At 67.6% G+C, this 20691-nt stretch carries 20 protein-coding genes and 1 pseudogene; 14 read left to right on the top strand and 7 right to left on the bottom strand.

Annotated elements, in window-relative coordinates; translation table 11 throughout:
* Positions 1-131: 131 nt before the first annotated feature.
* The 6 genes from CU254_RS29220 to CU254_RS29195 are packed head-to-tail and all read left to right on the top strand — an operon-like array spanning position 132 to position 6166.
* Positions 132-1892 carry an iron ABC transporter permease gene (locus CU254_RS29220; RefSeq protein ID WP_009081872.1) on the top strand — a complete coding sequence of 587 codons (1761 nt, stop codon included), beginning with the start codon at positions 132-134 and terminating at the stop codon, positions 1890-1892.
* Between the two features lie 16 nt (positions 1893-1908).
* A complete protein-coding gene (locus CU254_RS29215) occupies positions 1909-3024 on the top strand; it encodes an ABC transporter substrate-binding protein (protein ID WP_009081871.1) in 1116 nt (371 codons plus the stop codon).
* Between the two features lie 38 nt (positions 3025-3062).
* Complete coding sequence (locus CU254_RS29210; protein WP_009081870.1) at positions 3063-4223, top strand: ABC transporter ATP-binding protein; 1161 nt, start codon at positions 3063-3065, stop codon at positions 4221-4223.
* Positions 4201-5508, top strand: a complete 1308-nt coding sequence (locus CU254_RS29205; RefSeq protein ID WP_063631972.1) for an amidohydrolase family protein — start codon at positions 4201-4203, stop codon at positions 5506-5508. Before CU254_RS29210 ends, CU254_RS29205 begins: the two co-directional genes overlap by 23 nt.
* Positions 5508-5792: a hypothetical protein gene (locus CU254_RS29200; RefSeq protein ID WP_037718171.1), complete on the top strand. Its 285-nt coding sequence runs from the start codon at positions 5508-5510 to the stop codon at positions 5790-5792. Before CU254_RS29205 ends, CU254_RS29200 begins: the two co-directional genes overlap by 1 nt.
* On the top strand, positions 5789-6166 hold the full coding sequence (locus tag CU254_RS29195; protein WP_100266917.1) for a Rieske 2Fe-2S domain-containing protein: 378 nt from the start codon (positions 5789-5791) through the stop codon (positions 6164-6166). The genes CU254_RS29200 and CU254_RS29195 overlap by 4 nt, the downstream gene beginning before the upstream one ends.
* A gap of 567 nt (positions 6167-6733) precedes the next feature.
* On the opposite strand, the gene CU254_RS29190 is transcribed toward CU254_RS29195, so the two are convergent.
* A complete protein-coding gene (locus CU254_RS29190) occupies positions 6734-7315 on the bottom strand; it encodes a TetR/AcrR family transcriptional regulator (protein WP_009081865.1) in 582 nt (193 codons plus the stop codon).
* 81 nt (positions 7316-7396) lie between these two features.
* On the opposite strand from CU254_RS29190, the gene CU254_RS29185 reads away from it, so the two are divergent.
* From CU254_RS29185 to CU254_RS29180, 3 genes are all read left to right on the top strand, one after another.
* Positions 7397-8782 (top strand): cytochrome P450, encoded by a 1386-nt coding sequence (locus CU254_RS29185; RefSeq protein WP_050788309.1) that lies wholly within the window; start codon positions 7397-7399, stop codon positions 8780-8782.
* A 191-nt stretch (positions 8783-8973) separates the two neighbouring features.
* A complete protein-coding gene (locus CU254_RS43315; RefSeq protein ID WP_158688115.1) occupies positions 8974-9117 on the top strand; it encodes a hypothetical protein in 144 nt (47 codons plus the stop codon).
* Between the two features lie 310 nt (positions 9118-9427).
* Positions 9428-9898: an NUDIX hydrolase gene (locus CU254_RS29180; RefSeq protein ID WP_009081863.1), complete on the top strand. Its 471-nt coding sequence runs from the start codon at positions 9428-9430 to the stop codon at positions 9896-9898.
* 284 nt (positions 9899-10182) lie between these two features.
* Here CU254_RS29180 and CU254_RS29175 read toward each other — a convergent pair whose 3' ends face one another.
* Positions 10183-10734, bottom strand: coding sequence for a heme-binding protein (locus CU254_RS29175; protein WP_009081862.1), 552 nt, complete (start codon positions 10732-10734; stop codon positions 10183-10185).
* 185 nt (positions 10735-10919) lie between these two features.
* On the opposite strand from CU254_RS29175, the gene CU254_RS29170 reads away from it, so the two are divergent.
* Both CU254_RS29170 and CU254_RS29160 read left to right on the top strand, forming a co-directional pair.
* On the top strand, positions 10920-12038 hold the full coding sequence (locus CU254_RS29170) for a sensor histidine kinase (protein WP_037715175.1): 1119 nt from the start codon (positions 10920-10922) through the stop codon (positions 12036-12038).
* A 278-nt stretch (positions 12039-12316) separates the two neighbouring features.
* A complete protein-coding gene (locus CU254_RS29160; RefSeq protein WP_009081858.1) occupies positions 12317-12952 on the top strand; it encodes a response regulator transcription factor in 636 nt (211 codons plus the stop codon).
* A 30-nt stretch (positions 12953-12982) separates the two neighbouring features.
* On the opposite strand, the pseudogene CU254_RS29155 reads toward CU254_RS29160, so the two are convergent.
* From CU254_RS29155 to CU254_RS29145, 3 genes and pseudogenes are all read right to left on the bottom strand, one after another.
* A pseudogene (locus CU254_RS29155) lies at positions 12983-13809 on the bottom strand (SAM-dependent methyltransferase).
* A 90-nt stretch (positions 13810-13899) separates the two neighbouring features.
* A complete protein-coding gene (locus tag CU254_RS29150) occupies positions 13900-14802 on the bottom strand; it encodes a Scr1 family TA system antitoxin-like transcriptional regulator (RefSeq protein WP_009081854.1) in 903 nt (300 codons plus the stop codon).
* Between the two features lie 158 nt (positions 14803-14960).
* Positions 14961-15191, bottom strand: coding sequence for a DUF397 domain-containing protein (locus CU254_RS29145; RefSeq protein WP_009081852.1), 231 nt, complete (start codon positions 15189-15191; stop codon positions 14961-14963).
* Positions 15192-16128: 937 nt separating this feature from the next.
* Here CU254_RS29145 and CU254_RS29140 point away from each other — a divergent pair.
* Positions 16129-16527 (top strand): hypothetical protein, encoded by a 399-nt coding sequence (locus CU254_RS29140; RefSeq protein ID WP_009081850.1) that lies wholly within the window; start codon positions 16129-16131, stop codon positions 16525-16527.
* 71 nt (positions 16528-16598) lie between these two features.
* Here CU254_RS29140 and CU254_RS29135 read toward each other — a convergent pair whose 3' ends face one another.
* A complete protein-coding gene (locus CU254_RS29135) occupies positions 16599-17468 on the bottom strand; it encodes a helix-turn-helix domain-containing protein (RefSeq protein WP_009081848.1) in 870 nt (289 codons plus the stop codon).
* A 102-nt stretch (positions 17469-17570) separates the two neighbouring features.
* Here CU254_RS29135 and CU254_RS29130 point away from each other — a divergent pair, with 102 nt between their 5' ends.
* A complete protein-coding gene (locus tag CU254_RS29130) occupies positions 17571-18476 on the top strand; it encodes an MBL fold metallo-hydrolase (protein WP_009081847.1) in 906 nt (301 codons plus the stop codon).
* 14 nt (positions 18477-18490) lie between these two features.
* Positions 18491-19810: a carboxylesterase/lipase family protein gene (locus tag CU254_RS29125; RefSeq protein ID WP_037718164.1), complete on the top strand. Its 1320-nt coding sequence runs from the start codon at positions 18491-18493 to the stop codon at positions 19808-19810.
* A gap of 212 nt (positions 19811-20022) precedes the next feature.
* Here the strand turns inward: CU254_RS29125 and CU254_RS29120 are convergent, their stop codons facing one another.
* Entirely contained in the window at positions 20023-20664 is a 642-nt protein-coding gene (locus CU254_RS29120; protein ID WP_199786015.1) for a hypothetical protein, read from the bottom strand.
* Positions 20665-20691 lie beyond the last annotated feature (27 nt).

The raw sequence follows: 20691 nt of genomic DNA, 5'->3' as shown, positions 1-20691 counted from the left end.
GAAACCGGGAGGACTTCGGAGAGCCGCTCGAAGAGCCGCCGCACCCGAGTTCTTACGCTAACCGGCAGGACGGACGGAGCGGTTCGTCCCCGCGGCGGGCAACCGGCCGCTCGCAGGAAGGAACGACTGCAGTGACGGAGCGCCTTTTCGAGCACGACCGGCGGGCGTCGGTGCGCCGCTCGGTGACCGGCGGTGTGCTCAAAGCGACCCTGCTCGCCGGGCTCACGCTGATTTTCGTCTATCCGGTCGCGATGATCGTGCTCGGCGCCTTCCGCGACGGGCTGCCCTCGGACAACATGCCGTTCACGATGAGCGGCCTGCTCGCGGCGTTCGACTCCCCGGAAACGTGGCACACGCTGTGGAACTCGATCGTGCTGGTCGTCGTGTGCGGCACGATCTCGGTGGCCGGCGGCGGGCTGTTCGCCTGGATCGCGGCCAACACCAACGTGCCCGGCCGCAAACTGCTCACGCCGATCATGGTGATCAACCTGTTCGTCCCGCCGCTGTTCCACACCCTCGGCTGGATCATGCTCGGCAACGCGCAGAACGGCCTGCTCAACCAGCTCGGCCGGACGCTCGGCACGCACGGTCCGCTGATCAACATCCAGGGCTGGGGCGGGCTGATCCTGCTGACTTCGCTCGGCTATATGCCGTTCGCGTACCTGCTGCTGCTCGGCGCGTTCAAGAACCGCGACCAGTCGCTCGACGAGGCCGCGGCGATCAGCGGCGCGGGAACGGTGCGGACGTTCTTCACCATCACCATCCCGTCGGTCGGCCCGGCGATCACCGGCGCGGCCCTGCTGATCGCGGTGCTGGTGTTCCAGTCGTTCGACGGGCCGCAGCTGATCGGCCGCCAGGCGGGCATTTACGTGTTCTCGACGCAGATATACCACTACGTCCGGGATGAGGCGCCAGCCGAGTACACCAAGGCGTTCGCGCTGTCCCTCGTGCTGATCCTGCTGGTGCTGCTGCTGTTCCTCGCGCAGCGCTGGATGCTGCGCGGCCGCAGCTTCACCACGCTCACCGGCAAGACGTCGCGGCGCGATCCGCAGGAGCTGGGCCCGGTCCGCTGGGTGCTGTCCGCGCTGATCGTCGTGGTGGTGCTGCTGAACTTCCTGCTGCCGCTGTTCGCGATGGTGCTCGGCAGCCTCCAGCCGATCTTCGGCGTCATGAGCACCGGGCTGACCCTGGACAACTACGTCACGATGCTCACCGACCCGCAGTTCAGCTCGAGCCTCGCGCTCACCGCGTGGCTCGCGGTCATCGGCGGCTTCGGCTCGATCTCGATCGCGCTGCTCACGACGTACGTCACCGCCCGGCGCCGGGGTTTGCTGCGCAGCTACACCTCGTTCGCCGTCTGGATTCCGTGGGCGTTGCCCGGCGTCGTGCTCGGCCTCGCGTACATGTTCGCGGTGCTCTACCTGCCGGCGTTCCGCGGGCTCTACGGTTCGGCGTTCCTGATGACGCTGGTGCTGGTCGTCGCGACGATCCCGGTGTCCAGCCGGATCGCCGAGGGCGCGCTGGCCCAGCTGTCGCCCGAACTGGAGGAGGCCGGCCGGATGTCCGGCGCGAGCGCGGGACGGGTGCTGGTGACCATCGTGCTGCGCCTGGTCATCCCGAGCTTCCTGGCCGGCTGGTTCCTGTCCGCGCTGTTCATCTCGGGCAACCTCGCCGTGCCGATGCTGCTCGCCCCGCCCGGTCTGGAACCCGTGTCGCTGACCGCTTTCCAGCAGTTCCTCACCGGCGAGATGTCCCGGGGCGCGGCGCTGTTCATGATCATTCTGCTCGCCGCGTTCGCCGTCCTCGCGCTCGCCGCGGTGTCCGTCAAGCTCGGCGGCCGGCTCCTCGGCCGCGAACGTTCCGCAGGTCCGCTCTCCCGTCTCACCCCCTGACCCGAGAGGAAGAACAATGAAGTTCTCCCGTACGAAACTGCGCGCGCCGGCGCTGGCGCTCACCGCCGGTCTGCTCGCCTCGCTGACCGCCTGCGCGTCCGCGGGCGCGACCAAGTCGAGTACTCCAGTCGAGGTTCCCGGCGCGTCAGCCGCGGCCAACAAATATATGAACGAGCTGTACGACAAGGCGTTCGCGGCCAACCACACCCAGCTCGTGCTGTACGGGCCCGGCGTGACCGCGAACCAGGCGCTGAACGACGTGTTCACCAAGCGCTTCCCCGGGATCAAGCTGCTCCCGCAGGACCAGGCGGACGCGCAGATCCTGACCAAACTGGACACCGAGGCGCAGAGCGGGAACCGGATCGCGGACATCTACGTCGGCGGCGAATCCCCGCAGGCGGCGGCGAAGCCGAACATCTGCACGACCGCGGACGTGCGCACCGCCGACCCCGGGTTCAAGGTCCCGACCGACAACGACGGCAGGCTCACCTACTTCGCGTTGCGCTACTTCGGGTTCGTCTACAACACCGACCAGGTGAAGAAGCAGGACGCGCCGAAGAACTGGCACGATCTGCTCGACCCGAAGTGGAAGGGCAAGATCGCGGTCGGCGACATGACCGTGCCCGGCGGCATCCGGTACATCCTCGAATCGCTGATGCTGCCCGAGAACGAGAAGAAGTGGGGCCGCTCCTACCTGGAGAAGCTGGCCGCGCAGGACCTGCAGATATCTCAATCCGAGCCGATGGTGCCCACAGACGTCGCCAGTGGCCGGTTCCCGGTCGGCATCGCGGTATATCAGGGCTACTTCGAGGCGCAGAAGCAGAAGGGCGCGCCGATCGACATGGTGTTCCCGCTCGACGACGGCGGCAACTACATGGCGCGCTCGGCGCTGTGCTTGATCAAGGACGCGCCGCACGCCGAGGCCGCGCAGCTGTACGTCAACTGGCTGTACTCGCCGGAAGGCCAGAAAGCCTTGGCGGAGAAGGACAACTCCTACGGCCGCACGCCGACCGCGCCCGGCCCGCCGGGGCTGCCGTCGCTCGACAAGCTGCCGCGGCTGCCGTTCTCGAACCCCGACCCCGCGTTCAACAAGCCGTACTTCGACTTCCTCACCCAGGCGTTCAAGAAGTAGCACCTCGCCTCCCGGCCGAAGAGAAAGCGCAGGTCACGATGACCGAGGTCCAGGTATCCGGACTCACCAAGAAGTACGGCGCGAAGGCGGCGCTGCACGAACTGGATCTGACGATCGAGTCGGGGCAGTTCGTGACGCTGCTCGGCCCCTCGGGCTGCGGCAAGACCACGACCTTGCGCTGCCTGGCCGGGCTGGAACGGCCGAGTGCGGGCCGGATCGTCATGGGCGACCGGGTCGTGGTCGACACTGCGCGGCGGACGTTCGTTCCCGCGGACAAACGCCGGGTCGGCATGGTGTTCCAGAGCTACGCGCTCTGGCCGCACCTGAGCGTGACGGACAACATCGCGTACCCGCTGAAGGTCGCGCGGATGCCCGGCCGGGAGCGCGCGCAGCGGGTGCGGGAGATGCTGGACGCGGTCGGCCTGTCCGACCTCGGGAAACGTTCGGTCACTGCCCTGTCGGGCGGTCAGCAGCAGCGGGTGGCGCTCGCCCGTGCGCTGGCCGCCCGGCCGGGCATCATCTTCTACGACGAGCCGCTGTCCAATTTGGACAGCAAACTGCGGTACCAGATGGGCCAGCAGGTGCGCTCGCTGCACAACCGCTTCGAGACGACGTCGGTCTACGTGACGCACGACCAGGAGGAAGCGATCACGCTGTCCGACCGGATCATCGTGATGAGCGAGGGCGTGATCGTCCAGTCCGGTACGCCGAGCGACCTGTACGACCGCCCGAATTCGGCGTATGTCGCGGATTTCATGGGCTTTCAGAACATCCTGCCCGGGACCGTGACCGGGGTGCGCGGAAAGACCGCCGACGTGCGGGTCGACGACACGTCGCTGGTCTTTTCCGGGATCACGACCGGTGAGGTTTCCATCGGGGACCGGGCCGACATCGCGTTCCGCGCGGCGCATGCCCGGCTGTCTCCGGACGGTTCCGGTCCGGGGCGGTTCCGGGGAATTGTCGAGCGCACCACTTATCTCGGCAGTGCCGTGAATCTCCTTGTCCGTGCGGACGGTCTCCCGATGCGCGTGCGGACCGAAACGGCCGAGCTGTCCGCGGAATCCGTCCCGACCGCGGGCGAGGAACACACTTTCGCGGTGAGCCCCGACCGCGCCGTCGTCATCCCGCACGAGAACGCGGCCCCCGCCGACGACGAGTACCTGACCACGATGACCGATGCCGCCGTCGCGCCCCGCTGACGCCGGACGAAGGGAAGAATCCGTGCCCTTGAATACGCCGCGTTCCGACGGGCCGCGGATCCGGGAACTCGCCGAGATCGGCGGTCGTACCGACACCCGCGACGTCCTCGCCCACGCGACCAAACAGGCCGAGCGGGAGTACGACGACTATTTCATCGTCGACATCGACGCGCACGTCTCGGAAGACCATTTCTGGGGCGAGGTGCTGGAACTCATCGACAACGATGTGTGGCGCCAGATCGGGATGGACCAGTTCGGGAAGTTCGCGGGCAATAACGCGTTGCTGAACATCCAGCCTGGTATGTCGCATCAGAGCGTCGGCGGGCGGATCGGGCATCAGGGGCGCAAGGAGCCGCTGGACGGGGTGTCCGGGCATCCCTTCGTCGCGGCCGCCCGGCGCGGGATGGACGCCATGGGGCTCGACTATCAGGTGGTCTTCCCCAGTGCGATGCTGCTGCTGGGGATGCATCCGCAGGACGAGGTCGAGGTGGTGCTCGGGCGAGCGTTCAACCGGTGGCTGACGGAAGTCGTTCTGCCGCAGGACGATCGGCTCAAGGGCATGTTGTATCTGCCGTACAACACGCCTGAGGTGTGCGAGGAGCTGGTCGAGAAGTATGCCGACAATGAGGGCATTATCGGGTACACGGTGTGTTCTACGCGGAACAATCCGGTGCATTCGGATGTCTACACCCGGTTGTACAAGCTGATCGAGGACAGCGGGAAGCCGCTCGCGTTCCACTCCGGGTACCACTGGGGCGATCCGTCGTTTGCTCAGCTCAACCGGTTCCTGTCGATGCACGCACTGTCGTTCACGCATTATAACCAGATTCACGTGACCAACTGGATTATCAATGCGATGCCGGAGCGGTTTCCCCGGTTGAAGATGGTGTGGGTGGAGAGCGGGCTCGCGTGGATTCCGTTCCTCATGCAGCGGCTCGACCACGAGGTGCTGATGCGGCCGAGCGAGGCTCCTGGGCTGACCCGGTTGCCCAGTGAGTACATGAAGGACATGTGGTACACGAGTCAGCCGATGGAGCGGACCAGCATGGAGTTGCTGGAGGCCGGGATGAAGGCGTTCAACGCGGAGACCCAGTTGTTGTATTCGTCCGACTGGCCGCATTGGGATTGGGACGCGCCGTCGACGATTACCCGGCTGCCGTTTTTGTCGGAGCAGGCCAAGCGGAACATCCTCGGGCTCAATGCTGCCCGGGTTTTCAATCTTCCTACTGACCGGCGGAAGCCTGCTGCGCGGAGCGTGCTTCACGAGCGTCCTGGGGTTTCGTGATGACATCCGAACTGACCACGTTGGTATCTCGCTTGGGCGAGTTGACCTCGGAGATCGCTGCGGAGGACCGGGCTGCCGCGGTGCCTGATGACGAGATCGCGTCGCTGTTGTATGCGGCGGCGCGGTTGTTTTCCGCCAAGACGGACCGGGTCGGGAAGATTTCCTGGCCGATTCGCGAGGACGCGTTGACTGCTACTGAGACTGTGGTTTTGGTTACCGCGTTGCTGGATGCCGCGGATGTGAACCTCTTTGACATGGCGATCTGGTATCGGAGGGCCGAATGAGTGCTGTGCGGCGGGATGTCGTGGTCGCCGGTCTTGCCGATCTTCGGGAGCGGGGACGGGTCGTGGTGGAGGTCGACGGGGTCGAGGTGGGGGTCTACTTCCATGCCGGGGAGGTGCGGGCTTGGCATAACGTGTGCCCGCATCAAGGGGGGCCGGCTTGCCAGGGGAAGATCATGCCGCGGACGATTCAGCCGGTTCGGGAGGATCGGAAGAGTGCCGGGCCCGCGTTTCATCCGGCTGATCGGAATATTGTTTGTCCTTGGCACGGGTTTGAGTTCGATGTATTGACTGGGCGGCATCCGGCGGATGGGCGGGTGGGGTTGAGGGGGGTTCCGGTGCGGGTGGTGGGGGATGAGGTTGTGGTGAGTATTTGAGGGGTCTCTTTCGGCTCGTCGCCCTGGGGGGCGACATTGCCGTTCCTTGGGTTGCTTGGGGCACCCCGATTTTTGATTGTGCTGACGGTTCGGGGGTGCTTGTCAAGGCGGGAAAGATGCCTTGACAAGCACCCCCGAACCGCAGGGCGGCTTTGTATCGGGGATGGGGGAGGGGTGGGTGCCCCCGGGGTTTGGGTGTGGCGGCGGCGGTTTGTTGCGCGGCTTGGGTGGGTGGTTGCTTTGAGTGGGGCGGCGGGCGGGTGGCGGGTAGCGCCCCAATGTGGCATTGGGTGCATGCGACGCACCCAATGTGGCATTCGGTGCATGTGACGCACCCAATGTGGCATTGGGTGCATGTGACGCACCCAATGTGGCGTTCGGTGCGTCTGACGCACCCAATGCCACATTGGGGGATCCCGGAGGGGTCGGCGGGAGCGGTCCGTGAAGGGCTCCTTGAGGGAATTAGATTCCCTCAAGGAGCCCTTCACGTCCGGCGGAGGGTCGTGAGGGGAACCCTGAGGGACTCTGAGTCCGTGAAGGTGGCCCTCACGGACGGTGCGCGTCCGGTCAGAGGGTGTGGGGGTCCACGTCAACTGCTGCGAAAAGCGTTCTCGCGCACAGATCCCGCAGTTCCTCGGTGCTGATCTTCGGCTCGTCCAGCCAGTCCAGGATCAGCGTCGCCACAAACGAAAGCCATCCTCGCACTGCCAGTTGCGTCGTTGGCGTGACTGGGCGCAGCAGGCTCACCGCGGACAGGATGCGGTCCGCGTTCGCGGCCATTCCCGCTTCGCAGATTTCCCGGATTTCGCGGTCCGCGTCGCCGGCGCTGCGGTGCACTATTCGGTAGCCGTCGGGGTGGGTGCGGGCGAATTCCAGGTATACCTCCAGCCCGGCGCGGAGTTGTTCGGCCACCGGCAGGGCTGGGTCGGGTTCGCTCATCTTCAGCAGCTGGTCGCGCTGCTCGCGCACGATCGCGGCGAAGAAGTCCTTCTTGGTCGGGAAGTAGTGGTACAGCAAACCCCGCGAGACGCCGGCGATTTCGGCTACCTCTTCGATCCACACCTCGTCGTACGGGCGGCCCGCGAAGAGGCCGGCGCCGATGGTCAGCAGCTGTTGCCGCCGCTGTTCGGTGCTCAGGCGCGTCCGCATCCTCCCAGCTTACTTGACACGGGTTCAGCAGCGGGGGATCGTGACCCTATTGGATGTGGGTTCAGTAGGAGAGAGCGAACGTTGGACACCACCGCGATTCCGCACCGGCCGGGTCGGCTGCCCGTCATCGGCGACCTGCTCGGGGCCAGTTTTCGTACGCCGCTGCAGGGCACCATGCGGGCGGGCGAGAAGCTCGGGCCGATCTTCACGCGCAAGTTCTTCGGTCTCGAGATCGTGTTCGTCACCGGGATCGACCTGGTCACGGAGCTGAACGACGAGACGAAGTTCGGCAAGCACGTCGGGCTCGGCGTGGAGCGGTTGCGCGCGGTCGCGGGGGACGGGTTGTTCACGGCGCACACCCGGGAGCCCAATTGGCGGCTGGCCCACGACATCCTCCAGCCCGCGTTCTCCGCCGAGTCGATGCGCCGCTACCACGCGACGATGCTCGAGGTCGCCGGCGAGCTGACCGCGGCGTGGGACCGGGCGACCGGTCCGGTCGACGTCGCTGCCGACATGACGCGGCTGACGCTCGAGACGATCGGCCTCGCCGGGTTCGGCTACCGGTTCGGGTCGTTCGAGCGGGCGGAACCGCATCCGTTCGTCACCGCGATGATCCGGGCGTTGCGGTTCGCGCAGCTGGAGAACGTCAAGGTGCCGTTCGTGCGGTATGCGCTGGCTGGGTCGGCGGCGCAGAACCGGGCCGACATCGCGACCATGACGGACCTGGTCGACGAGGTCATCGAGACGCGCCGCAGGGAAGGCGGCGAAGTCCGTGATCTGCTCGGATTGATGCTGGCCGAGGGGCATCCGGAGACGGGCGAGCAGCTCGATCCGGTGAACATTCGCAATCAGGCCATCACTTTCGTCGTCGCGGGGCACGAGACGACGTCTGGTGCGCTGTCGTTCGCGTTGTACTACCTCACGCGGCATCCGGAATTGCTGGCGAAGGCGCGCGCCGAGGTCGACGCCGTGTGGGGCGATCGCGAACCGGCTTTCGGCGACGTCGCGAAGCTGCGCTACGTCCGTCGCGTGCTCGACGAGGCGATGCGGCTGTGGCCGACCGCGCCCGGCTACTCCCGGGAAGCCCGCGAGGATCTGGTGCTGGGCGGAAAGTACCCGATGCGCAAGGGCGATTCGGTCATCGTGCCGCTGCCGATGCTCCACCGCGACCCGGCCGTGTGGGGGCCCGATCCGGAGAAGTTCGACCCGGACCGCTTCGAGCCGGCGGCGGTGCGGAAGCGGCCGGCTCAGGCTTACAAACCGTTCGGCACCGGGGAGCGCGCGTGCATCGGCCGCCAGTTCGCGTTGCACGAGGCGGTGCTGGCGCTGGGGATCATGCTGCAGCGCTACGACTTCGAGGCAGACCCGGCGTACGAGCTGAAGATCGTGGAATCGCTGACGCTCAAGCCGAGCGGGTTCACCGTCAGGCCGCGGCTCCGCGAGCGGGCAGCGGTGCTGACCAGCTGATCTCATCGGAAGCGTTGTGGTGCCCGTCCGAGGAGATCTACTACGACCAGGTCGCCTAGGTTGAGATGTCAACGGGCGCGTCAACCTCGCCTGGTTGCCCGGAATTGCCCGACTCGTGGCCGGGAGTTTGATCGGGAAGCCCGCAGCGCTCATCGCGACCGTGCACCATTCGGCGAGGGAAGGAACCGACCGTGAACCCGATCGCGCGCGCGGTCTTCAAGGCGCCGGCGAAGCTGGACGACCGAGACCTCGGATGGTCGCTGGGCAAGCGTTTCCTGCGCCTGACCCACTTCGGCTGCGAATCCGGTCGCCGATACCGGACGGCCCTGGAGTGACCGTCCGCATGGCGACGTGGTGCTGGCCATCGACGGGCTGGGACCGTCCTCGGACTGGTTCCGCAACATCCAGGCGGAGGTCGCGATCGGCCGCCGGGAGTTCGTGCCCGCGCACCGGGTCCTTGACGAATCCGAAGCAGCCGACGCGATCGCCGGCTGCGAACGGCGTAATCTCCTGCTGCGCCCGGTTGTGCATCCCGTGCCGAGCAAACTGGCACTACGACGGCTCCGTTGCGACCCGGCACCGGATGCTCGTCGCCGTCCGTCCGCGCGGCGGAGCCGAATCCGACCAAGAAGGTACTGACCGCTGATGAACTACATCGCCGAACTGCGCGCACTGGTCGGCACCCGTCCGCTGATCCTGCCCGGAACGTCAGTGCTGATCGCCGACGAACGCGGCCGGTTGCTGCTGGTGTTCCGCGAGGAGAGCCAGGACTGGGGGCTGCCCGGCGGATTCCTCGATCCCGGCGAGTCCTATGAGGACGCCGGCCGCCGCGAGGTGCGCGAGGAAATCGGCCTGGTGGTGCGGGATCTCGAACTGTTCGGCGTCTACTCCGGACCGGAGTACTTCTACCGGTACCCGCACGGCGACGAGGTCCACAACGTGACCGCCGCGTTCACCGCGACCGTCGAGAACACCGAGGTCGCGGTGGACGGCGACGAGATCACCGGCTACGAGTTCTTCGAGCTGGACCGGCTTCCGGACGACATCATCGCTCCGGAAAGGCCGATCGTCGAGGACTACGCGAAGCGGTTCGGCGGAGCGGGACCGAAGCGCTGAGCGTTCGGCTGTCGCGCCCGCGGTGCCCCGGAGACCGTCCCGCGCGGGCGCTGTGCCATCTCAACTTCTCCGGCTGCATGCACCAGACAAGGCGTTGAGATATTTCCTGGCGCGGTTGGCGGAAGCGGATCCTGGCGACGGAGTCACCTCGCGGAGGGCTGGAAAAGGCGGGACGGAACTGGACTGAATTCGACCGACCTGCCAGTGCGCGCGGAAGGCACCAGCTGGCCGGTAGGCCCCGCCGCGAGAGACGAGGCCCACCGGAGCAGAGCCGGGGCCGCCAGTTACTTGCCGAGCGCGTCCACCCCGGCCTGGGCGAAGGTCTCGTCCTGCGCGCCCGACGGCGCACCGGCCACGCCGACCGCCGCGATCGGGGCGTTGTTCGCGTCCACCGGGACCGCTCCGGCGAGGAACAGGGTGCCCTTGATGTCCTTGAGGGTCGGCGTCTGCTGCAGCCGGCCGGTCAGCTCCGAGGTCTTCGCGTTCCACGAAACCGCGGTGAACGCCTTCTCCTCGGCCGACGAGTACGACTGCGGGCCCGCGCCGTCGCCGCGCAGCGTCACGATGGTGTTGCCGTCGCGGTCGACCACCGCGACCGACACCTTCTGCCCGGCCTTCTGGGCGGCGTCGAGCGCGGCCTGCGCGGCCTTCTGCGCGGCGGCGATCGACAGGTGCGTGGTCTGGACCAGCCCCTTCGGCGCGGCCTGCGCGGGAGCCGCGGCGGGGGCGGCCGGAGTGGCGGCGTTCGCGGCCAGCGCGCCGGTCGTGGCGGCTCCGATCACGGCGAGCCCGCCGACGACGGTGGCGATACGGGTCTTGGCGGTGAAGTTCTTCATCGGGTGCTCCCTGGCTTGTCCGGCTTGATGCGTTCATCGTGCGTCCGGGACCGCCTTCACCGGATCGGAGTCTCGGCTCGCCTCGCGGCGCGGAACGGCCGACACTCGGGTCATCCGATCGGCTGATGCCGAGCGGGTGCGCACCGGTCAGGCTCCGGAGCGGAACGGGACAACGGAGGGCGGCGATGACCGATCGGGACGGGCGGTGGCTCGCCGCGACCATGCACACAGCGTTCTTTCTGCTGCTGGTCGCGTCGATCGTGCGCTTCCTCGACCACCACCACGGCGAACCGGCCGCACCCTGGGTGATCGCGCTGACCGGCTGCCTGGCCGCGGTCTACGCGGTCGGCCTGGTACTGAGAGTGACCGGCCCCGAGCAGGTGACCGTGCCGTATCTGGCCTGGCTGACCGTCGTGACCGTGCTGTGGGTGGTGCTCGTCCTGCTCGCGCCGAGCTTCGCGTGGTGCGCGGTTCCGCTGTTCGTCACCGGACTCCGCACGCTGCCCACCAGACCCGCGTTGGTGCTGGTCACGCTGGTGACCGCGCTGGTGGTGATCTCGCAAAACCGGCTCTCGACCGGCTTCGACCCGAACCTGACGATCGTGCCGGTGGCCGTCGCGGCCGTGACTGCGGCGGTGATCACGTACCTGCGGCGCCAGGCGGTGCGGCTGCGGGAAACCGAGCGTCGCGCCGGGATGCTGGACGAACGCCAACGGCTGTCGCGGGAGATCCACGACGCCCTCGCGCAAGGTCTGTCCAGCCAGGCGATGCTGCTCCAGGCCGCCGATCGCGCTTGGGACAACCCGGACCTGGCTCGGGAGCATTTGCATGCGGCACAACAGATCGGCACGCGGAATCTGGCCGAAGCCCGCGGTCTCGTGCAGGATCTGGCCCCCGCCGACCTCGACGGACACTCGGTCGAGGAAGCCCTGCGGAACGTCGCCGAACGGGAGCCGCAGCCGGTGCGCGTCCAGGTCGACGGGCCGGCGCGGCCGTTGCCCAGCCGAGTGCAGTCCACGTTGGTGCGCATCGCGCAGGGTGCGCTGGCGAACGCGCGCGAACACGCCGACGCCTCGGGAGTGGCGCTGACCCTCACCTACCTAGACGATGAGGTCGTGCTGGACATCACCGACGACGGCCGCGGTTTCGACCCGGCCGCCCCGAGCACCGACGGCCGCGGCCACGGCCTGCCCGCCATGCGCGCGCGAGCGACGCAGCTCGGCGGCCGGTTGACCGTCGAATCCGCGCCCGGGCAGGGTACGGCTATTTCGGTCGCGATTCCGTTGGGGCAGCCCCGTGTCTGACGATCGGCATATTCGCGTTGTGCTCTGCGAGGACGACGCCATGGTTCGTGCGGGATCGAGGTTGTCGGCGAGGCTGTGCCCGGGCTGGGTACGGCTATTTCGGTCGCGATTCCGTTGGGAGCGTCCAGTGTCTGACGATCAGCTCATTCGCGTCGTGCTTTGCGCCGATCTAGCCATGGTGCGTGCTGGTCTGCGGGCGGGCGGGATCGAGGTCGTCGAGGAGGCCTCGGCTGGGCAGGGGACGGCTATCTCGGTCGCGATTCCGCTGGGGGCACCCCGTGTCTGACGATCAGCCCATCCGCGTCGTGCTCTGCGACGATCACGCCATGGTCCGCGCTGGCTTGCGGGCGTTGCTGGCCGGTGCGGGAGGGATCGAGGTCGTCGGCGAGGCCTCGACCGGGCAGGAAGCGATCAACCTCGCCGCGGCGCTGCGGCCGGATGTGGTGTTGATGGATTTGCAGCTCGGCGACGGAATGGACGGGGTGGAGGCGATTCGGCGGCTTCGCGCCGCTGCCGAGCCGCCTCGGGTGTTGGTGCTGACCACCTATGACACTGACGCGGACATCACGCGGTCTATCGAGGCTGGGGCGACCGGGTATTTGCTGAAGGCCGAGTCCGCGGACGAGTTGTACGCGGCGATCCGGGCGGCCGCGGCTGGGCGGACCGCGCTGTCGGCTCCGGTGGCGGACCGGATGATGGCGCAGTTGCGCGCGCCTCGGCCCGCGTTGACCGACCGCGAGCGCGACATTCTCGAGCAACTCGCGCAGGGGCTGGGGAATCGGGAGATCGCCCGTCGGCTGTTCATCAGCGAGGCGACGGTGAAGACGCATTTGGGGCGGATATACGAGAAGCTCGGCGTAGATACGCGGGCTGGGGCCGTTGCGGTGGCCAAGGAGCAGCGGTTGTTGTCTTGATCGCTGTGGTTGAAGGGACCCCGGCCGGCGTCACGGATATCGCGCCTTGCGTCCTACTCCGGCCAGCAGCAGCGATTCGCTGGCCGCGTCCAGCGGGATGGTGCGGTCGTCCGGGCCCGCTTCCTCCGGATGCCACAGCGGGGTCCAGGTGACGCCGGGATCGACCAGAGTGAAGTCCCCGAACAGCGCGGTGATCTCGGCGCGGTCGCGGTAGATGAGGTCGGTGCCCGCGGCGGCGTAGCGATCCTTGGCGTCGGCGAGGAGTTGTTCGCAGTGCGGCGGGACGCCCTCGTCGGTGACGTGGGACAGCGCCAGGTACGAATCCGGCGCGAGCAGATCGCGGTACGCGGCGGTGACACTGGGCCCGAGGTCCGCGGTGTCGTGGCTGCCGGGTGCGGGCGGTTGTTCGATGTGCAGCACGCAGATGAGCAGGAGCGCGATCGGTTCGTCCAGATCGAAGACGCCCGATCCGGCGAGCAGGGACCACAGCCGCCTCGGGTCGCGCAGGTCGGCGTGCAGGGCGACGTGGCGGGCGGGGTCGCCTCTTTCGCGCAGCAGGCTGGTGGAATGCGCGACGGCGACGGTTCGCAGTCGACGTACGCGACCTTCACCGCGCCCGGCGCGATCTGCTCGGCGATTTCGTGCGCGTGGCCCATCGTGGGAACGCCGGAACCGAGGTCGACGATCTGCCGGATTCCCTTGCGCACCAGGTGCCGGACCACCCGGTGCAGAAATCGCCGGTTGGCCTGTGCGATCGGGCGCACCGCCGGATAATCGCGCAGCATGCGCTCGGCGAACTGCCGGTCGATTTCCCAATTGGCGGTTCCGCCGAGGTAATAATCGTAGACGCGCGCCACGCTGGGACGGCTGAGATCGATCCCCGGCGGCGGAAAAGATTCGTGCTCCAGGCCAGTCACCAGTTTCTCCTCGTGGTCGACGGCGCAAGATCAGCGTAGCGGCTTTCCCGGCCCTCGACCAGCGGGCGGACGGGTGCTGAGCAGATCCGCTTCGGCCTCTTCGAGCAGAATCGCCGATTCCTCCGCCGAAAGAGCGACACTCGAAAGGGATTCCCACGATTGCAGATCCGTTTCGTAGGTTTCGGTGTCGTTCAAGAAAGACTGGACGCCGTTCGACGTTTCGGCGAACGAACGGTCCAGGGCGCTGTTGACGAACTGCAAAATCGTGAAATCGGGGCCGACGTGCAACGGGCCCCCGGCGAACGGCACGAACCGGATCGTCGCCGCGGGATAGTTGCGGGCGAGGTTCAGCAGATGCCGGACCTGGCCGAGCGCGACGTACGGATTGTCTGTCTGCGCTCGCGTCAGCCGGTGGACCGCGCTTTCGCTGAGGATGAACTTGTACGTCCGCTCCGGGTGGTCGTCGAGGAGCTTGGCCCGCAGTTTGCGCTCGTGCACGGCGTCGGTCACGTCCGTGCGGCCGTACGCCTGGAACTGCTCCATCATGTAGTCCTCGGTCTGCAGCATCCCGCTGATGCGCTCGCCGGTCCACTTCAGGACGATCGCGGCCTCCTGCTCGGCCTCGAACACCGGATGGAACCACGCCGGGCTGGCCGCCAGGCGGCGGGCGTTCCACACCCGGTCGGCGCGGGCGGCCAGGTTGTACCGCCGCATCCGCTCCGCCTCGGCGGAATCGATCTCCAGGACGGTGATCCATTTGTCGAGCAAATGCGGGTGGATCCGCGTCTTGCCGCGTTCCATCTTGCTGATGTTCGGCTGCGTGTAGCCGAGGGCGTCGCCGAGTTCGCCCTGGGTCAGCCCGCGTTCGACGCGGGCGGCGACGAGAATTTTGCCCAGTTCGACCAGCTGGGCCTCGACGGAAAGCCGGCTCACGAGACGCGAGCCGTCCGATCAGGGGAGAAAACCACACCTTTTCCGGGCACGAATTCATGATAGTCCCTCGCATTACGGAGGGCCAAGACGGACTGGTTCGCCCGGTTGTCCGGGAGGCGGCGCCGAATGGGGGACCGGGAACGACGATCTGTGCGCGTTCAGCGGTCGAACTGTCCCTCGCGCAGCGCTCCGGCGAATGCCGCCCATTCCCGATTGTCGAAGACGAGCGCGGGAGAACGGCCGATCTTGGAATCCCGCACCGCGACGACGTCGGGGTCGCTGAGATTGATCTCTACGCAGTCGCCGCCGTTGCCGCCGCACGCCGACGGCCGCTGCCAGGCCGCGTCGTCGAGCGAAGAACTCACGGTGTTCGGATCGTAGGAACTCATGGTTTCGTCCTTGTCAAGCGGTAGACCTTTTTCGGAATATTCAAACCTCAGGATCGGGCATGGAATATGCCGAAGCAAGGCGCGGACTGGCTTAACGCTGAAATGGGCCGATATATTCACCTGTTTGGCGTCGGGACAGTTTTCTCGTGGTGATCGGGTCGGTGGACGGTGTCCTTTTTCTGGCCGCGATCTGTCCGGTGCGGTCGCGTTGTGCGCTGGTCGACGCCTTCCGGCGGCTTGCGGCCGGGGTGCCGGAGACGGTAAACGCAAGGCATGACAGAATATTCTGCCTAGGCCGGGCAGGCATGCATATTCCAGTCGGCAGGGGTCGCTGGACATGCGATAAGCGGAGCACTTCGCGGTCGGTTGACTGAATGCCAATTTTCTGCGACGACGCGGTTTTCGCGGAAAAATCACTGGTCAGGGCTCTCTCCTGTCGTGGTGCCGGAGTTTTTCTTGATCAATTCTCGGCGAACGCAGCACGCCACTCTTGTGAGTGATGAAAAGCTGTTCTCGATGCGCTAGGAATCGCCGCTGTCTACCGCTGCGACGAGCGTTTCCGCTCCCTGCCGAGGTCTCGCGTGCAGTGTTTGCCCCGGCTGCTAGCGCAGGTAGCGGCGGGTTGGTGCGCGGTAGGACGGCGGCGAACGGGAGTTAGGCCGGGCGGTTCGTTTTCGCCGAAGTGACCGGGGCTGTCGCGCTGAACCGGCGGACTGATATTGCGCACGGTAGTTCGCCGTATCTCTTTGCCGTTAACCGACGGCTGTGCGCCGCTCGGCGAGACGACCGTCAGTGGGTATCGAGGTCTGTGCGCGCTCGTGGCCAAGATGAGAAGTATCGAACTGGGCCGCGCCCGGAGAGATAGGTGTGGCCCCCTGCGGGAACAGGGGGCCACGGGGACGTCTGAAACCCGCTTCGAGGCAAAGGAACAGACCGAATGACTTTACCGCTGGAGAACACCGGACCGCTAGACCACGACCGTGCCGGAAGGGTGGAACGCGTCGAATTCGGCGCGGCCGTCGCCCCGGCCCGCGGCGGACGGCGGATCGCCACTCGCGACGAGATGCTGGCCGCCGCGACGAAAGTCTTCGCCCGCCGCGGCCCGGGCAGGCATCGTAAGCCCGCCGCCCGGGGCCGGTGGGTGTGCGCGGCGTCCGAAACGCTGGCGTGGCTGGCCCCGGTGCTGTGGGGATGCCTGCAGCTGACCTTCGCGGCGAGCGTCATCAGCGCGGTGACGCTGCTGATCAGCCCGGTGGTCGGGGTCGCGGTGGCCGGGCTGGTGCTGATTTGCAGCGCGGTGCTGTCCAACCAGGCCCGGCCCAGCCATCGCCGGTAGCTTTTCCCTTCTCCGACACCGTTCCCATTCTTCAGGGAGCTTTTTCCTGCCTGGCGAAACCGGTGGGGCGCTCAGTTCGGCGCGGCCACCGTTGCGTCCGCGGCTGACTCCCGGGCACTGACCTGCCGAAGCAAGGTCAGCGCCTCCTCCGAAGGCGAGCCCGCCGGAGTTGTGCACACGATCAGCACCTGCTCCGGCGACCGGGCCACCGACAGCGTCTGCTGAGTCACCGTCACGCGGCCGACCAGCGGATGCCGCAGCTCGTATGCATCGGCGTCGCACGGGCCCACCCGGTGGTCCTGCCACAGCGAGACGAATTCCGGGCTCTTCATCGTCAGCTCGCCGATCAGCTCGGCCAGCAGCGGGTCGTCCGGGTGTTTGCCGACGGTGATGCGCAGGTTGCCGACCACTGCGCGGGCTTTGCGTTTCCAATCCGCGTACAGCTCGCGGCAGTGCGGGTCCAGGAACAGCATCCGGCTCAGGTTGGGGCGCTGGGCGAGGTCCAGGTGGCCGGCCAGCAGGGCGTGCCCGAGGGTGTTCCACGCCAGTACGTCCGTCCGGCGGCCCAGCACCAGCGCCGGGACGCTGTCGAGCGCGCGGAGGAGGTCGCGCGTTTCGTCGGCCAGCTTCTCCGGGCGCGGACGGCGCGGCTGGGGCGTGCGACGGGCTGCGTCAGCGAGGCGGTCCAGGTGGGCGCGTTCGTGGGTGTCCAGTTGCAGGGCGCGGGCGATCGCGTCGAGCACTTCGGCCGACGCGCCGCGGGAGAGGCCCTGCTCGAGCCGCGTGTAGTACGAGACGCTGACGCCGGCCAGGTGCGCCAGTTCTTCCCTCCGCAGGCGCGCGACCCGCCGGCGCGGACCGACGTCCCGGAGGCCGACGTCCGAGGGGCGCAGCCGGGCGCGTCGTGCGTGCAGGAAGTCTCCCAGCGGTCCAGCCGTCATGGATTCCACTATCCGCCGCGTGAGATATCACTGCCACGCCCTGCGCGGGGTAGGACAACGCGGGAGTGGTCCGCGCGCGCCGGTCCGCGCAGGCTCGGTCGCATGGACGAGATCATGCTGGGCGACGTCACGGTCACCCGCGTCAAGGAGTTCTGCGGTTCGGTCGAGATGGGCCCGGACCAGTTCTTCCCGGACAGCCCGCCGGGCTCGTGGGAGGAGCATCGCGGCTGGCTGGCCCCCGATTTCTGGGACCCGGAGACCGGCGAATGCCGATCGGCGATCCAGTCCTGGCTGCTGCGCAGCGAGGGCCGCACGATCCTCGTCGACACCGGCGTCGGCAACCACAAGGACCGGCCGTACGCGCCGGTGTGGAGCCGCCTCGACACCGGCTACCTCGACCGCCTCGCGGCCGTTGGTATCTCACCCGAAGACGTTGATGTCGTGATCAACACCCACTTGCATATCGATCACGTCGGCTGGAATACCCGCCTCGACGGCCGCACCTGGGTGCCGACCTTCCCGAACGCCACGTACCTGATGCCGTCGCGGGACTTCGAGTTCTGGGACCCGGCCAACGAGAACGAGTCCGTGCTCGGTCGCGGGAACCAGAACGTCTTCGAGGACAGCGTCGCTCCGGTGCGGGAGGCGGGACAGGTCCAGCTGTGGGACGGGACGTACCGGATCGACCGGAACCTGCGGCTCGACCTCGCGCCCGGGCACACTCCCGGTTCGTCGGTGCTGACGCTGGACTCCGGCGGCGACCGGGCGCTGTTCGTCGGCGATCTGGTGCACACGCCGCTGCAGATCGCGGAGCCGGAGACCAACTCCTGCTTCTGCGAGGACCCGGCCGAGGCGCGGGCCACCCGGCGCATGCTGCTCGGCCGGGCTGCCGAGGACAACGCGCTGCTCTTCCCGGCGCACTTTCCCGGGTCGGGCGCGGCGGAGGTCGAGCGGCACGGGGCGAAGTTCGCGATCAAGAAGTGGGCCGGGTTCTCCCGGATCTCCTGAAGGAAGTGATTCTGGTGTCTCAGCAGGAAAATCCGGTAGTCGAGACTGCGATGGGAGCCGTCCGCGGTCTCCGCGACGCGGCAGGCGAGTGGTACCGGGCCATTCCCTACGCGGCGGCCCCGATCGGACCCGGCCGGTTTGCTCCGCCCGCGCCGCATCCTGGCTGGTCCGGAGTCCGCGACGGCACCCAGCCCTCGCCGACTGCCCCGCAGCCGGTGCGCGACTTCGGACGCCTCGACCTGAGCCCCTATTTCGGACCGGGCTGGGTTCGCGGCGAGGAATACCTGACGGTCGACGTCCGCACCCCAGCCGCGGACGCGGGCAACCGTCCAGTGATGGTCTTCGTGCACGGCGGCGGGTTCGTCACTGGTTCGACTCGTGCCGCGCTCTACGACGGCAGTGCGTTCGCCCGTGACGGCATCGTGCTCGTGACGGTGAACTACCGGCTCGGCATCCCCGGTTTCCTTGCCTTGGAAGGTGCTCCGGACAATCGTGGGTTGCTCGACGTCGTTGCCGCGCTTCGGTGGGTGCGGGATTCGATCGCCGCGTTCGGAGGGGATCCGTCGAAGGTCACGTTGTTCGGGCAATCCGCGGGGGCCACGTTGACCGGTGCGCTGCTCGCCACTCCGGAGTCGACCGGACTGTTTCGGCGCGTGATTGTCCAAAGTGGAAGCGGCACGGGTGCGTTCACTCCGGAGCAGGCGCAACGGGTCACTACCGCGGCGGCTGCGGCATTGGGCGTTGAACCGACTGCCGCGGCGTTCGGTGATATCTCAGACGAACGGTTCTTGGATATCTTGCCCGCGCTGGCAGGACTGGACCTGCGCACCGCCACCGCCGCGGATCCGCTTGCCGGGCTCAGCTCGTTCAGCCTGGTGCTGCCGGTGCAGCCCGCGGACAGTCTGGTCGGCGACGTCGACCTGATGCTCGGCACGAACACCGAGGAGGGGCGGCTTTACCTGGTGCCGCAGGGTAAACCGGATGCGGCCGCCGAACAGTTGGGCGAGTTGCTGTTCGGGGCGGGCACCGCTCGGATGGCACGGGCGCACGCTGAGATCTCAGCCGGGCGTACTTATGTCTATTCGTTCGGCTTCCGCTCGACCGCGCTGGACGGTCGGCTCGGTGCGGCGCACACCGTCGAGCTGCCGTTCGTCTTCGATCTCGCGGACGAACCGTGGTTGCACGGCGACACTGGCCTGTTGGGTCCCGATGCCGCTCCGGTGGGTCTCGCGGAGGAGGTGCATGGTGCGTGGGTGGCGTTCGCGCGGGACGGGAGTCCGGGCTGGGCGGCGTACGACCCGGGGCGGCCCGAGGTGTGTCGGTTCGGCCCCTGAGCAGAGGGGCTGGGGCACCGGGAGGGGCTAAGCGTGGCCGGGTAACTTCCCGGCGTCTGGTCGAGGGTCGCGGCAAGACGGATGAGCGGAGGACCGTTACGCGGCAAGCACTTCATCGGCACACCGGTCCTCGAACTGGACCTCGGCATGACTGTCCACGGCGGTTGCGCTTAAAAGAACGGGAAAATCAGCGCGGAAGGAGAAGCACCGGGTCACGAATCCGCGGGACTGATCTCCAACGGTGCGGCAGCCCCGCCGCCGAGTTGTTGTCGCTGGGTGACGGCGTGGTCGAGCTGCCGCGCCAGGTGCGGGACGTTCGCCGAGGTCAGGTAGGTCTCCGCGCCAGCGTCGAGGAGCCGCCGGACCGGTCCGTGGTAGCTGACGCCCAGTTCCGCGTCCTCGACCTCGGCGAGGACGACCCGCGCCTGCGGGAACTTCGCCCGGAGGCTCCCGATCAGCTGCGGGCTGACCGGCGGCACGAGCAGCACGTCGGCGGTGGCCGGCGCCGAATGCAGGTCCAGCACGAGATAGTCGGAGCCGAGTTCGGCGGACAGCGACATCCGGGCCGAGGCCGACAGTTTCATCGCGGTGGCGACCACCGTCACGTCGTCGTAGTCCGTGCGCGGGGGTTCGGGCCGGACCCCTGCGGGGGAGATCGTCGCGACCGGGTCGCCGTCCCTGGTGACGACCAGATTTTCGCCAGGCCCGAGCGTTTCGATGAGGTTCAGGACGTCCTCGGGGAGACGGCCGGCGTCGATCTGCCGCGCCCGCTCGCCGTTCATGACCGGACCGGTCGGCTCGGCAGCTTTCTGGAGCGCGGCGCCTGCGGTGGGGTCGTCATGGAACTCGATCATCCCACAACCGCGACGCCTTGTCCGGTG

Source organism: Amycolatopsis sp. AA4 (assembly GCF_002796545.1).
Taxonomy (GTDB): Bacteria; Actinomycetota; Actinomycetes; order Mycobacteriales; family Pseudonocardiaceae; genus Amycolatopsis.
The sequence above is the reverse complement of the archived record's forward strand: the minus strand, read 5'-3'. Positions and strand labels throughout refer to the sequence as shown.

Excerpts from the sequence above, each read along its gene's own strand:
- CU254_RS29215 (WP_009081871.1), top strand. The coding sequence starts at position 1,909 with ATGAAGTTCTCCCGTACGAAACTGCGCGCGCCGGCGCTGGCGCTCACC.
- CU254_RS29210 (WP_009081870.1), top strand. The coding sequence starts at position 3,063 with ATGACCGAGGTCCAGGTATCCGGACTCACCAAGAAGTACGGCGCGAAG.
- CU254_RS29205 (WP_063631972.1), top strand. The coding sequence starts at position 4,201 with ATGCCGCCGTCGCGCCCCGCTGACGCCGGACGAAGGGAAGAATCCGTG.
- CU254_RS29200 (WP_037718171.1), top strand. The coding sequence starts at position 5,508 with ATGACATCCGAACTGACCACGTTGGTATCTCGCTTGGGCGAGTTGACC.
- CU254_RS29195 (WP_100266917.1), top strand. The coding sequence starts at position 5,789 with ATGAGTGCTGTGCGGCGGGATGTCGTGGTCGCCGGTCTTGCCGATCTT.
- CU254_RS29190 (WP_009081865.1), bottom strand. The coding sequence starts at position 7,315 with ATGCGGACGCGCCTGAGCACCGAACAGCGGCGGCAACAGCTGCTGACC.
- CU254_RS29180 (WP_009081863.1), top strand. The coding sequence starts at position 9,428 with ATGAACTACATCGCCGAACTGCGCGCACTGGTCGGCACCCGTCCGCTG.
- CU254_RS29175 (WP_009081862.1), bottom strand. The coding sequence starts at position 10,734 with ATGAAGAACTTCACCGCCAAGACCCGTATCGCCACCGTCGTCGGCGGG.
- CU254_RS29170 (WP_037715175.1), top strand. The coding sequence starts at position 10,920 with ATGACCGATCGGGACGGGCGGTGGCTCGCCGCGACCATGCACACAGCG.
- CU254_RS29145 (WP_009081852.1), bottom strand. The coding sequence starts at position 15,191 with ATGAGTTCCTACGATCCGAACACCGTGAGTTCTTCGCTCGACGACGCG.
- CU254_RS29140 (WP_009081850.1), top strand. The coding sequence starts at position 16,129 with ATGACTTTACCGCTGGAGAACACCGGACCGCTAGACCACGACCGTGCC.
- CU254_RS29135 (WP_009081848.1), bottom strand. The coding sequence starts at position 17,468 with ATGACGGCTGGACCGCTGGGAGACTTCCTGCACGCACGACGCGCCCGG.
- CU254_RS29130 (WP_009081847.1), top strand. The coding sequence starts at position 17,571 with ATGGACGAGATCATGCTGGGCGACGTCACGGTCACCCGCGTCAAGGAG.
- CU254_RS29120 (WP_199786015.1), bottom strand. The coding sequence starts at position 20,664 with ATGATCGAGTTCCATGACGACCCCACCGCAGGCGCCGCGCTCCAGAAA.